This is a genomic window from Aeromonas molluscorum (assembly GCF_051376105.1).
In the GTDB taxonomy this organism is placed as follows: Bacteria; Pseudomonadota; Gammaproteobacteria; order Enterobacterales; family Aeromonadaceae; genus Aeromonas; species Aeromonas molluscorum.
Genome location: NZ_JBPQCY010000003.1, coordinates 1 through 13,530, shown reverse-complemented (window position 1 = coordinate 13,530; position 13,530 = coordinate 1). Strand labels below are relative to the sequence as shown.

At 58.7% G+C, this 13,530-nt stretch carries 10 protein-coding genes and 1 pseudogene; 7 read left to right on the top strand and 4 right to left on the bottom strand.

Translation table 11 applies throughout. From position 1 onward, the window contains the following. Positions 1-71 precede the first annotated feature (71 nt). The 7 genes from can to hutH all read left to right on the top strand — a co-directional run bounded on the left by can (position 72) and on the right by hutH (position 8,593). Positions 72-731 (top strand): carbonate dehydratase, encoded by a 660-nt coding sequence (gene can / locus ACSMDR_RS19230; RefSeq protein WP_436469375.1) that lies wholly within the window; start codon positions 72-74, stop codon positions 729-731. 10 nt (positions 732-741) lie between these two features. Beyond that, positions 742-1,446, top strand: coding sequence for a histidine utilization transcriptional repressor HutC (hutC, locus tag ACSMDR_RS19225; protein ID WP_005892745.1), 705 nt, complete (start codon positions 742-744; stop codon positions 1,444-1,446). A gap of 238 nt (positions 1,447-1,684) precedes the next feature. Then, positions 1,685-2,989, top strand: a complete 1,305-nt coding sequence (locus ACSMDR_RS19220) for a YjiH family protein (protein ID WP_407919094.1) — start codon at positions 1,685-1,687, stop codon at positions 2,987-2,989. A gap of 162 nt (positions 2,990-3,151) precedes the next feature. Next, a complete protein-coding gene (gene hutI / locus ACSMDR_RS19215; protein ID WP_005892741.1) occupies positions 3,152-4,387 on the top strand; it encodes an imidazolonepropionase in 1,236 nt (411 codons plus the stop codon). Next, positions 4,380-5,303 (top strand): formimidoylglutamase, encoded by a 924-nt coding sequence (hutG, locus tag ACSMDR_RS19210; RefSeq protein WP_436469374.1) that lies wholly within the window; start codon positions 4,380-4,382, stop codon positions 5,301-5,303. Before hutI ends, hutG begins: the two co-directional genes overlap by 8 nt. Positions 5,304-5,337: 34 nt before the next feature. After that, positions 5,338-7,059 (top strand): urocanate hydratase, encoded by a 1,722-nt coding sequence (hutU, locus tag ACSMDR_RS19205; protein ID WP_436469373.1) that lies wholly within the window; start codon positions 5,338-5,340, stop codon positions 7,057-7,059. Position 7,060: 1 nt separating this feature from the next. Further along, positions 7,061-8,593, top strand: a complete 1,533-nt coding sequence (hutH, locus tag ACSMDR_RS19200) for a histidine ammonia-lyase (RefSeq protein ID WP_005892732.1) — start codon at positions 7,061-7,063, stop codon at positions 8,591-8,593. Positions 8,594-8,671: 78 nt separating this feature from the next. On the opposite strand, the gene ACSMDR_RS19195 is transcribed toward hutH, so the two are convergent. The 4 genes and pseudogenes from ACSMDR_RS19195 to ACSMDR_RS19180 all read right to left on the bottom strand — a co-directional run. Then, positions 8,672-9,769 (bottom strand): calcium:cation antiporter, encoded by a 1,098-nt coding sequence (locus tag ACSMDR_RS19195; protein ID WP_436469372.1) that lies wholly within the window; start codon positions 9,767-9,769, stop codon positions 8,672-8,674. A 256-nt stretch (positions 9,770-10,025) separates the two neighbouring features. Beyond that, positions 10,026-10,514, bottom strand: a complete 489-nt coding sequence (locus ACSMDR_RS19190) for a hypothetical protein (RefSeq protein WP_436469371.1) — start codon at positions 10,512-10,514, stop codon at positions 10,026-10,028. A gap of 15 nt (positions 10,515-10,529) precedes the next feature. After that, positions 10,530-13,064, bottom strand: coding sequence for a glycoside hydrolase family 19 protein (locus ACSMDR_RS19185; RefSeq protein ID WP_436469370.1), 2,535 nt, complete (start codon positions 13,062-13,064; stop codon positions 10,530-10,532). Between the two features lie 14 nt (positions 13,065-13,078). After that, a pseudogene (locus tag ACSMDR_RS19180) lies at positions 13,079-13,530 on the bottom strand (type VI secretion system tip protein VgrG); the annotation flags it as partial.

Below are 13,530 nucleotides of genomic sequence, written 5' to 3'. Positions count from 1 at the left end.
TGGTCGGCCTTGCCTTGGTTACCCTTGTGTATGTTATGTTGCCGCCACTGCCACAGTAGGGAGAGCAGATAGTGAAACTGTTGAACGACCTGTTTACCAACAACCGCGAGTGGGCGGAGCGGATCAAGGCCGAGGATCCGAATTTCTTCGCTACCCTCTCCGCCCAGCAGGCCCCCGAATACCTCTGGATCGGTTGCTCCGACAGCCGGGTACCCGCCAACCAGCTGATGGGACTGCTGCCGGGAGACGTCTTCGTCCACCGCAACGTCGCCAACCTGGTGGTGCACACCGACTTCAACTGCCTCTCGGTGCTGCAATATGCGGTCGAGGTGCTCAAGGTGAAGCACATCATCATCTGCGGCCACTATGGCTGCGGTGGCGTCAAGGCGGCGATGCAGAACCAGGAGCTGGGGCTCATCGACAACTGGCTGCGCAACATCAAAGACGTCTACTTCAAGTACGGCGAAGAGCTCGAGGCCATCGAGGATGAGCATGAGCGGTTCGACTACCTGTGCGAGCTGAACGTGGCCGAGCAGGTCGCCAACGTCTGCTACACCACCATTATCCAGAACGCCTGGCGCAAGGGGCAGGAGCTGGCGGTGCACGGCTGGATCTACGGTATCAAGGATGGTCTGCTGCACGATCTCGATCTCTGCATCAGCGGGCCGGATCAGATCCCCGATGTCTATCGCGCTTGGCCGGACAAGCGTCCGCCCCATCCCCGCAGCTGAGGACGCGCCCTTGGCTCCCGCCCTCTATCTGCAGATCAAGCAGCACATTCTCGACGGCATTCGCTCACGGCACTATGAGGCGGGGGACAGGATCCCGACCGAGGCTGCCTTGTGCGAACAGTTCGGGGTGAGCAGGATGACGGTCAACAAGGCGCTGCGCGAACTGGTGGCCGATGGCTGGCTCAACCGCACCGCAGGCTCCGGCAGCTTCGTGGCGGACAGGCGGACCGAGTCGACCCTGCTTGCCATTCGCAATATCGCGGAGGAGATAGCGGAGCAGGGCGCCGACTACAGTGCCAGGGTGATCCGCCTTGAACGGCAGGCCGCCGATGAGAAGGTGGCAGTGCAACTTGGCCTGCGAGTCGGAGCCCCCATCTTCCACAGCCTGATCGTCCATCAGGCCGATGGGGAACCGCTACAGCTTGAAGAGCGTTTCGTCGATGCTAGGCAGCTGCCCGGCTACGGCGAGCAGGACTTCACCCGCCAGACTCCGAACCGTTACCTGATGGAAGTGTGCCCCCTCTCCGAGATGGAACATGTGGTCGAGGCGGTGTTGCCGAGTGCGGGGGAGGCGGGGCTTTTGCAGATCCGGGTCGATATTCCCTGTCTGCTGCTCCATAGACGTACCTGGTCGGAAGGGGCGCTGGTCTCCTACGCCCGGCTGCTGTCACCGGGATCCCGTTACAAGCTGAGATCCCAGACCCGTATGGCTTGAGCTAAATACGAAACAACAAAGGCCCCTGGTGGGCCTTTGTTGTTTCCGGACTGAGGATCTTGTCGGGATCCAACGGGGATCCCAATGTTTCAACCCTGTTAATTTTTTGTTTTGTCCTTCTCGACTAACTGGTGTAAATATGTATATACATTTAAGGTCGTCCACGCAGGCGACCACCAGCGTGAGTCAACACTGAGTCAAGACAACAGGGAGAGACAAGATGGAAAGGGAACAGGTCATGGCACCCAGCACGGGGGCCAGTGCGGCCCTCAAGCTGATCATCACCGCTATCATCGGCATTGGCAGCTTCTTCGTGCCCTTCGAACTGGGCGGCAAGAGCACCATATTGGTGGATCATTTGGCGAGTCAGCTAGTGGCGCAGCGCACCCTGGCGGTCAGTCTGGTGATGGCGCTCATCCTCTACGGCGCCTGTGCTCCGCTGATTGACGGTCGTTGGCGCGCTCGTCCCATCGACAAGGTGCTGACCATCTTCAAGCTGCTTGGATTGGGGCTGGCGGTTGTCTATCTGACCGGCGTGGGCCCGGCCTGGTTGATGACCCCGGATCGTCTGCCCTTCCTGTTCGACAAGCTGGCGATGACAGTCGGGCTGATCGTACCCATCGGCGCCCTGGCGCTCACCTTCCTGCTCGGTTTCGGCCTGCTGGAGCTGATTGGTGTGCTGATGCAGCCCATCATGCGCCCCCTCTGGCGCACTCCCGGTCATTCCGCCATCGATGCGGTCGCTTCCTTCGTGGGTAGCTACTCTGTCGGCCTGCTCATCACCAACCGGGTCTATCTGGCGGGCAAGTACAGCCTGCGCGAAGCCGCCATCATAGCGACCGGCTTCTCGACGGTGTCGGCGGCCTTCATGATCATCGTCGCCAAGACCCTCAACCTGATGCCTTACTGGAATTTCTATTTCTGGTCGACCCTGGTCATCACCTTCCTGATCACTGCCATCACGGCCCGCATTCCCCCCATCTCGCGCCTCGATGATGAAGGCAGCCAGGACGATCCCCTGCCCATCGGCATGAACCGCTGGCAGGCTGCCATCGCCGCGGGTCTGAACCAGTCCCGGCAGGCACCGGCCACCTGGCGGCAGTTGCTGGACAATCTGCGCGATGGTGTACAGATGGCGGCGGCCGTGGTGCCCTCCATTCTCTCGGTCGGCCTGATGGGGCTGTTGCTGGCGCAGCACACGCCGCTGTTTGATGTGATTGGCTGGATCTTCCTGCCCATCACCTGGCTGCTCGACATGAATGAGCCTATGGTGGCGGCGCGATCCCTGGCGGCTGGGCTGGCGGAGATGTTCCTGCCCGCCATCCTGCTCAAGGATGCGGATCTGCTGGTGCGATTCGTGGCGGCGGTGGTGTCGGTCAGCTCCGTGCTCTTTCTGTCCGCCTCCATCCCCTGCATCCTCGCCACCAAGATCCCGCTCGGGGTGGGCCAGTTGCTGGCGATCTGGCTGATCCGAACCTTGCTTGGTCTGTTGCTGGCCGGGGGGGTTGGCCATCTGGCCATCGCCATGGGTTGGCTTGCCTGATTTAATTGTATATACATATTTGTGTGACATCAGCCCACCCTTCGGTGGGTTTTTTCATGGCTATACTCAAGTAAATCCACTGTTACCAAGATGTGATCTCGTCGCTGTATTTTTGGTTAGAGATCGGCTATAACGTATTGTATATACATTTATGGGGTCGATATGAACAAGGAACTGTTGAACTGCGAGCGGGTCTGGCTCAACGTATTGCCAGCCACCATGCGGCCCGATCTGGTCGATTATGGCCTGCTGGAACCTCATGCCATCGGTGTACGGGATGGTGTCATCCAGGCGCTGGTACCCATGCATGAACTCAAGGGCAGCGTCCCTGCCCACTGGCAGGACATGAAGGGCAAGCTGGTGACCCCGGGTCTTATCGATTGCCATACCCACCTTGTGTTCGCCGGCAGCCGAGCCGAAGAGTTCGAGCAGCGCCTCAAAGGGGTACCCTATGCCGAGATCGCCAAGCGTGGCGGCGGCATACTCTCCACCGTCAAGGCGACCCGGGCCGCCAGCGAGGATCAGCTCTACGATCTCGCCCTGCCACGGGTGAAGGCGCTGATGCGTGAAGGGGTGACCACCGTCGAGATAAAGTCCGGTTATGGCCTGACCCTGGCTGATGAACTCAAGATGCTGCGGGTCGCCCGTCGCCTCGGTCAGTCTCTGCCTATCCGGGTCAAGACCACACTCCTGGCCGCCCATGCCGTACCCCCCGAATGCAAGGATGATCCTGACTCCTGGGTCGAGACCATCTGCCAGGAGATCATTCCGGCCGCAGCCGAGGCCGGACTGGCCGATGCGGTGGATGTCTTCTGCGAACACATCGGCTTTTCCCTGGCCCAGACCGAGCAGGTCTATCTCGCCGCCGCCCAGTATGGTCTGCCGGTGAAGGGGCACATGGATCAGCTCTCCAACCTGGGGGGCAGCACCCTCGCCGCCAACTTCGGCGCCCTGTCGGTGGATCATCTCGAATATCTGGATGCCGACGGCATTCATGCCCTGGCCCACCGTGGCGTGGTAGCCACCCTGCTGCCCACTGCTTTTTATTTCCTCAAGGAGACCAAGTTGCCACCGGTCGATGCGTTGCGCCGCGCCCATGTGCCCATGGCGGTCTCCTCCGACATCAACCCGGGCACGGCCCCCATCGTTTCCCTGCGGATGGCCATGAACATGGCTTGCACCCTGTTTGGCCTGACCCCGCCCGAAGCCCTGGCCGGGGTGACCCGTCATGCCGCCCACGCCTTGGGAGAGCAGGAGCGACTCGGTCAACTGCGGGTCGGCATGCTGGCGGACTTCGTGGTATGGAGCTGTGCCCATCCGGCCGAGCTCAGCTATCTGGTCGGTGTCGAGCAGCCGGTCTGCCGCGTGGTCAATGGTGAGGAGACTATCCATGGTTGATATGAGTGTCTGGCAAGGCCGCCAGGATCCGGAAGATGGCGAGCTGGCCCTGCGTTGGCACGACCGGGTCCAACCCTGGCAACCAGGAGTGGCCAAGGGCGTAGCCCTGCTCGGTTTTGCCTGCGACGAAGGGGTGCGCCGCAACAAGGGCCGCGTCGGCGCCGCCGAGGGCCCCCTGCAGATCCGCAAGGCCCTGGCCAATACCGCCTGGCATGGCCAGCGCCCGGCCTGGGATGCAGGTGATGTCGATTGCCTGGATGGCGATCTCGAGGCGGCCCATGACCAGCTGGCCGAACGGGTTGCCGCTTTGCTGGCCGACGGCCAGTTCCCGCTGGTATTGGGAGGAGGGCACGAGGTGGCGTTCGGCAGCTGGAGCGGCCTCAATCGTCATCTGGCTGGCCGTGGCCGCGTCGGCATCATCAATTTCGATGCGCACCTGGACTTGCGGCGCAAGGCGCCCCGGGCGAGCTCGGGGACCCCTTTCTTCCAGATTGCCGAACAGTGCCAGATCCAGGGCACGGCATTTCGCTATGCCTGCCTGGGGGTGGCCGAAACGGCCAACACCCAGGCGTTGTTCGCCCGCGCCGACGATTTGAATGTCTGGATCGTCAAGGACGAAGAGATGACGGAGCGCGAGCTACCGAGCCTGATGCGGGGTCTGAACGCCTTTATCGCCGAGGTGGATCACCTCTACCTCACCATTGATCTCGACGTGCTGCCCGCAGGCCAGATGCCCGGGGTCAGTGCCCCGGCCGCCCATGGGGTGGCCCTGAGTCTGATTGAACCCCTGATTGCCGAGATCCGCGCCAGTGGCAAGCTGCGTCTCGCCGATCTGGCTGAACTGAACCCGAGCCTGGATCGGGACGGCCTCAGTGCCCGCGTGGCCGCCCGTCTCGTCCATCAACTCATCAAGTAAGCGGGCCGAGCCCATAGTGAACAAGGAGAGTCAAATGTCTGAGCAGCAGAAACAGGAACAGGATCCCCGTCATGACCCGAGCCGGGTCATCCGCGCCGCCCGTGGCACTCAGTTGACCGCCAAGAGCTGGCTGACTGAAGCGCCGCTGCGGATGCTGATGAACAACCTGGATCCGGAAGTGGCCGAGCATCCCCAGTCCCTGGTGGTGTACGGCGGCATCGGTCGCGCCGCCCGCAACTGGGCGTGCTACGACAAGATTGTCGAAGTACTGACCCGGCTCGAGGAAGATCAAACTCTGCTGGTGCAATCCGGCAAGCCGGTCGGGGTGTTCCAGACCCACAAGGACGCGCCTCGGGTGCTGATCGCCAACTCCAATCTGGTGCCGCACTGGGCAAATTGGGAACACTTCAACGAGCTCGATAAGAAGGGGCTCATGATGTACGGCCAGATGACCGCCGGCTCCTGGATCTACATAGGTACCCAGGGGATAGTGCAGGGCACCTATGAGACCTTCTTCGCGGTGGCCAATCAGCACTTCAACGGCGAACCGAAAGGGCGCTGGATCCTGACCGGTGGTCTGGGCGGCATGGGCGGCGCCCAGCCCCTGGCCGCCACCATGGCCGGTTTCTCCATGATCGCCGTCGAGTGCGACGAGACCCGCATCGATTTCCGCTTGAAAACCCGCTATGTCGACAAGAAGGCCCATAGCCTGGACGAGGCGCTGGCCATGGTCGAGGAAGCAAAACGCAGCGGCAGCGCCGTCTCCATCGGTCTGCTCGGCAATGCCGCCGACGTCTTCGCCGAGCTGGTGGCCCGTGGCATCACCCCGGACGTGGTGACCGACCAGACTTCTGCCCATGACCCTGTTCACGGCTACCTGCCCCAGGGCTGGAGCTTGGCTAAGTGGCGCGAGCTGCAAAAATCCGCGCCCGAGGAAGTGAACCTGGCGGCCCGCCACTCCATGGCCCGTCAGGTGGAAGCCATGTTGACCCTGCAATCCCGTGGCGCAGCCACCCTCGATTATGGCAACAACATCCGCCAGGTGGCGCTGGATGAGGGGGTATCGAGCGCCTTCGACTTCCCCGGTTTCGTGCCGGCCTACATTCGCCCGCTGTTCTGCCAGGGCATAGGCCCCTTCCGCTGGGTGGCGCTGTCCGGGGATCCGGAAGACATCTACAAGACGGATCAAAAGGTCAAAGAGTTGATCCCGGACGATGCTCACCTGCACAACTGGCTCGACATGGCCCGCGAGCGCATCGCCTTCCAGGGCTTGCCGGCGCGGATCTGCTGGGTCGGGGTCAAGGATCGGGTACGCCTGGGCCTGGCTTTCAACGAGATGGTGAAAAATGGCGAGCTGAAGGCGCCGATCGTGATTGGCCGCGACCATCTGGACTCCGGCTCGGTGGCGAGCCCCAACCGCGAAACCGAGTCCATGATGGATGGCTCCGATGCCGTCTCCGACTGGCCGCTGCTCAACGCCCTGCTCAACACCGCCGGTGGCGCGACCTGGGTCTCCCTGCACCACGGTGGTGGCGTAGGCATGGGCTTCTCCCAACACTCCGGTGTGGTGATCGTCTGTGACGGTACCGATGATGCAGCCAAGCGGGTTGGCCGCGTGCTGCGCAACGACCCGGCCACCGGGGTGATGCGTCACGCCGATGCCGGCTACGAGATTGCCATTGATTGCGCTCAAGAGGCGAAACTGGATCTGCCCATGCTCGAGTCGCAGGGTTCCCACACTGGTGAGGCTAAATAAGATGTTTGCATTGACTGTGAAACCGGGCGAACTGGATCTCGCCACCCTGCGTCGTGTCAGCCGTGAGCCGGTGCGCCTCTCGTTGGCTGAGAGTGCCATTCCTGGCATTCGTGCTTCTGCCGAAGTGGTGACTCGGGTGATAGAGCAAAACCGCGTCGTCTACGGCATTAACACCGGCTTCGGCCTGCTCGCCAACACCCGCATTCCGGTGGAGCAGCTCGACGAGCTGCAACGCTCCATCGTGCTCTCCCATGCAGCCGGTATCGGCACCTACATGGATGACGCCACCGTGCGGCTGATGATGGTGCTCAAGGTGAACTCCCTGGCCCGTGGCTTCTCCGGCATTCGGCTGGAGGTGCTCAATGCCCTGATCACGCTGATCAATGCCGAAGTCTATCCGGTGGTGCCGAAGAAGGGCTCCGTCGGTGCCTCCGGCGATCTGGCGCCCCTGGCCCACATGAGCTGCCTGCTCATCGGGGAGGGCAAGGCCCGTCACAAGGGTGAGCTGATCGACGCCGCCACGGCGCTCAAGATTGCGGGCCTGGAGCCGATCTCCCTGGCACCGAAAGAGGGGCTGGCCCTGCTCAACGGCACCCAGGCCAGCACGGCCTTCGCGCTGGAGGGACTGTTCCATGCGGAGGACTTGTTCGCCGGTGCCATCACCATAGGCGCCATGAGCGTAGAAGCGGCGCTGGGCAGTCGTCGTCCGTTTGATGCCCGCATCCATGCGGTGCGCGGTCAGCGCGGCCAGATAGATGCAGCCAGCTGTTATCGCCAGCTGCTGGTGGATGGCAGCGAGATCGGCATGTCCCATCACAACTGCGAGAAGGTGCAGGATCCCTACTCCCTGCGCTGTCAGCCCCAGGTGATGGGTGCCTGCCTGACCCAGATCCGTCAGGCCGCCGAGGTGCTGGTGTGCGAGGCCAATGCGGTCTCCGACAACCCGCTGGTGTTCGCCGAGGATGAGGAGATCCTCTCCGGTGGCAACTTCCATGCAGAACCCGTGGCCTTCGCGGCCGACAACCTGGCGCTGGCCATCGCCGAGATAGGATCTCTGTCCGAGCGACGCATGGCGCTGCTGATCGACTCACGGATGTCGGGTCTGCCCGCCTTTCTGGTCAACAACGGCGGTGTCAACTCCGGCTTCATGATTGCCCAAGTCACCTCGGCGGCGCTCGCCTCCGAGAACAAGAGCCTGGCTCACCCGGCTTCGGTGGACAGCCTGCCCACCTCCGCCAACCAGGAGGATCACGTCTCCATGGCAACCTTCGCCGCCCGCCGCCTGGCGGACATGGCGGAGAATACCCGTGGCATACTGGCGGTCGAGCTGCTGGCCGCGGCCCAGGGGTTGGATTTTCGTGCCCCCCTGCGCAGCACCGAGCTCATCGAGCTGGCCAAGGGACGTCTGCGCAGCCAAGTCAGCTTCTACGACAAGGACAGATACTTCTCGCCGGACATCGAAGCCGCCGCCGCCCTGCTGGGCGCCGCCAGCTACAACGATCTGATCCCGGCTGGTGTCTTGCCGAGCTTGTAAGCCACTCTCTGCAAAAGAACGTCCATTAAAAAGAGCGCCACCAGGCGCTCTTTTTCTATCTGTGCGAAAGGGCGTTCATCATGAGGGCTCGAACATCAGGAACAGGTAGACCACGAACAGCACCAGATGGGTGGCGCCGTGCAACACATTGGTGCGGCCGCTGCTGAAGGTCACCTTGCACACCATGAGCGTGGTGGCGAGCAGCACCATGTTGGCGGCGTCGAGTCCGAGGCGCACCTCCTGCCCCATCAGTGAGCCAATAAACAGCACAGAGGGGACCGTCAGGGCTATGGTGGCCAGCACAGAGCCAAAATAGAGATTCATGGCACGTTGCAACTGGTTATTGAAGGCGGCCTTGATGGCGCCGACCGCCTCTGGCGCGAGCACGATACAGGCCACGATAAAGCCGCCCAGCGCCGCCGGGGCCTCCATCACATGGACCCCATAGTTGATAGGGATGGCCAGCGTCTTGGCCAGCAGGATCACCACCACCAGGTAGGCGAGCAGCAGCAGGGTGTGATAGACGTTGCTGCGCAGTATACCGTGGTGCTCCTCATGATCCTCGTGGTCGCTGTCGACGAAGAAATGGCTATGGCTGCGGGTCTGGATCAAGAGGAAGACGCCGTAGAGCAGGATGGAGATGATGATCAGCATCCAGGACATGGCGCTGGACATGCTGCCCAGGGTTCCGCCCCGGGTGAAGTTGGGCAGCACCAGACAGAGCAGCGCCAGCGGTATGATGGCAACCAGATAGGATTTCACCCCATCCAGATTGAAATTCTGAGTGTGATAACGCCAACCGCCAAACAGCAGGGTGAAGCCCACCAGGCCGTTGGTCACCAGCATCACCACGGCAAACATGGTATCGCGAGCCATGGTGGGGTTGGGGTCGCCGGTCAACATCACGGAGGATATCATCACCACTTCCAGGGAGATGACCGACAGGGTCAGGATCAGGGTGCCGAAAGGTTCACCCAGCTTGATGGCGAGAGCATCGGAGTGACGCACGACCGAGAAGATGGCCCAGGTAACGATGGCGAGCAGTGCTAGCGAGACAGGCAGATAGAGTGAAAGGGGGGTCGTTTCACTAAGCAGATCCGCCCCCATTGTCTTGAAGAAAACCAGGGTGAGCAGGCCAGCGGGCAGGGCAATCTCTTGCCGGATAAATGACTTCATAGGCGGTAATTCTCATCTCAGGGCGGCGTTTGCCGACGGGGACCCATCCACCATGGGCTATGGCGGATGGGTCAATGATAAAGGCTGGTGTCAGATTAGGGGAAAATCATTTGGCTGCTACCCGTCAGCGGAGAGATGGCACGTGACGGTGCGGGGAACCGTCACACAACCCTTAGTCAGCGTGGCGCTACGATGTGGGGGGAGGGGGCGAGAAAAGCAATCGGGTGATAACTAGATCTGTACACACCGAATCAGTTCACTGTTGCTTCTCTAACAAATATCTCTTTATCTCAGCTGCATTTTTATATTTAAATGTGACATTCTCTCCATCAACCAAGCCATCAAAACCGCTTAGATTAATATCGGAGTCAATCTTGGAATCCTTCTCAAATATCTGACCAGTCTTGATGTATGAATAAACCTTGTAGTATGTTGCCATTAAGTTTTCCGCCCTGTGGTTATTAAACCAAGAGACAAGTATTAAAACTTGAGGTTTGTGTTCTCTCTTAGAAAAAAATACTGATTCAATCTGAGGTCGTGCGCCTTCTTGACAATATTTGTCAACGACTGATTCAGTGTTTACCTTATCTATTGATAAGGTTAGAGGACAATTGCTATCATCACTAGAATATTTAATGGTGACATAGTTGTCATCCCCGGGAACCTTAAATGGGCCTTGAGCGATGGTTTCTTGAGCCGAATTGGCAAAGAATGATATAAAAAATAAAATTGAAAGATATCTCATTGCTTACTCCGTAGTTCAACTGATGCCCATGACTTCAGAAACTTTACTATATCTAAGAGCTCGATCTGCATAACCATTATCACCACCATTTACGATTCTTGTTATATCCATCACATTGCCTGTTTTGGCTTTGGCATGTAAATTTTGTTTGGTAAACCAATAGAAAAAGGCTGATTCAACAGCATAAGATAAATTTGTTGCGACATCGTCAGGATTTTCTAAGAAATTTTTAATATCAGAAGGTACTTTTTCATTATGCGTTTTTGTGAATAGTTCATATTGAACTTTCCCCGTTATCTGTATTAACCCTCTCCCTCTGTACTTATATCCATCTCCTGACGCTTCACTACCATTGCCATTCCTATTGGCATACACATAACTACCAAGCGATTTAGCATTTCTTGCATAAGTACTTTCTTCAGTCCAAAGCTTTTCTCGTAATCGACCCAAATTGCAATCATCTTGTAACTTGTTATATTCCTTCGGCCCTTTTATACAACCAAAAATCTGCCTCATTCTCGGTGCTGAGTAATTTAGATCCTCATCAACAGCTAGGAATTGGCTTTCATGCCCTATCTGTGACAAAAAATGGGCGATTGCTTTTCTATCATCTAGGCCATATGCATATGCATACTTGTTCATATATAAAAGTATTTCTCGGCAATGCCCTTCATTTTTTTGAAGGTTAGCTGCTAGTAGCATTTCGAGAGTTATTATCTCAGCTTTATTTTCACTTTTTTGGATAATAGACAACGGAGAAAAATGCCACAGATCCGGGCCCAACTTTAATTCTTTGGCACTCTGCATCCACTCCAGACTGTCGATACGCTGTTTTTCGTGTTCGACCAGCTTATTGAATTCCGGCAGACCGACTTCCGCCATCATTTTCTCCAGCCACTGGTAGCTGGGCGAGGTTGATGTCTCGTACCACTCGCTCGGATGTTTGACGATCAGCTTCCGGATAGTCTCCGCCTTGGCCTTGTCTTGCAGGATCTTATGGACATCGGCGCTGGTCAATTCTCCCTCGCGCTTGGGATCAATCGTCTTTGCCAGTTTCAGGAAAAAAGGGGAGGGGGCTTCAGGTGCAAGATGACCGTCCGATCCGCTGCCATCAACCTGCTGAAAGCCAATCTTGAGCCAGTCATGCTGACTCAGCATATCCACCTTGCTCTGTTGCACGAATAGCCCTGTCGTCACCTCTATCCAGTCGATATCGGCATTATCTTTTGCTTGCTTGGGGGAGTCGAGCAGAACTTCCTGACTCAGGGTCTCGGTCGGAGTGAAGCTGGCATTGTCTTTTCTCGCCAGTGGCAGGCCTGCGGGTACCTTGGCATAACTGGCGCCACCTTTGGTCTGGGCCTTGTTGGCGAGCACCTCGGCCAGCCTGGTATCCTGACTGAAGACTTCCAGATGAACCTGATGAATGCTCTTTTTCGCGTCTCTTTCCACCAGACTGGTCGGGGTTTCGACTAGCCCCAGATAGCCAATGGTATCGCCAGCTGCGATGGGCACCGGACTCGGCAGTGGATAGAGTTTCCCCAAGTTGCTGGCCGACTGGTTGAGGACCTTGATAAATGTATCCTCGACGCAGACCCAGGCCTGACCGCATTGCCCCGCCAGGCCCTCTTGGACTGGCATCTCGAAGGTACAGCGCGCCATCTTGCGTGGCTGACCGCCTATGAGTTGAAACTCGAGACGGTGAGCGTCAAACGTAATCCGGGTGCCGGCAGGCAGGGAGATGCTATGTGCTCCGGCTTTGGGAAGCTGGCCCGTTTCCCCCGGCACCGGGTCGGCGCGTCCGGCCATGGCCTGCGTCAGCTCTGCTGCAACCTGGTCATAGAGCCAGTTGGGTAGCTTGGGCATTATGGTCGTTACCGCCGCCTCCTCCATGGCGAGCCAGACTTCGCATCCTTGAGTGGCCAATACTCCGTCGCTCTGCTTGCCCGAGCTCAGTACCTTGACCAGGACAAAGTCGTAATCCGTCTTGCCCAGGGAGCCCCGCTTGAGAGGGACTCCCGCCACCCGATCGAATTCTGTACCTGCGGGCAGGGTCAGGGCGGGCAGCAGTTTGTCAGACGCAGCTTGTTCCGTGGTTGGATGCAGGTGAGGGACTGAGTTGCGGACATTGCGTCCTGTTTTGAGCACCAGCTTGTCCCTTTTTTGATAATGATCCCAGGGCAACAGATGCATATAGAGGGAGTAAAACGTAAATTCATTTTTCTCCTTTGTATCAGGGTTGGTTTCACAATAGGCGTGCTGGACCAGACAGAAACAGTTGGAAAACTTGAGCTTCTGCCCCTGGAAAGTAGAGCTGAGGTAGTCCGGCATCATGCGAAAGGCGACGACCTTGCCATCGGCGATGCAGCGTACCGGATGTTTGTCCTTGCACCAGGGCGCCGTCTGTTCACTGATGTGAATGCCGCCATGCCATTTGCTGTGGCCCCCCAGCAGATAGTGACCACCCGATTCACCCTTGAGCAGACCATTGAGCGCCTTGCTATCGGCAAACTCCTTGCCGTCTTGGGTCAGTATGGGAAATGCGTATTTCATGGGGGCGAGCTCCACTATTCAGAAAACAAGAAGAAAGCCTTGGGCTTAGGTGGAACCAGCTCCTGCTCCTTGAGCAGGGCTTCCATGCCAAGCTGACTGGGAGGCGGGGGCGCAAATTCGGCTTCCGCAGGTGCGGGAACAGCGGCAACCGGTTTGGGCGGCATGGGGGCCTTGCCCGCCCAGCCAGAACCTGATCCGGGACTGCCGCCAGCGTTGAGCTTGATGCCTGGGCCTGAGAGGGTGACGGCGCTGGGATCCACCTTGATGAAGCTGCCGCCTCCCTTGAGGGTGATTTCCGAGCCCGCCTCCAGCACCAGCTTGTCGCCGACCTTGATATGCACCTCGCTGCCCGCTTCCACCAGCAGGGATTGCCCCAGCTTCTGATGCATGGAGGCATCCACGGTGAGAGAATAATCCCCCTTGATCTGGTCCCGCTTCTCGCCATCGACGGTGAGATGGTCGTTGG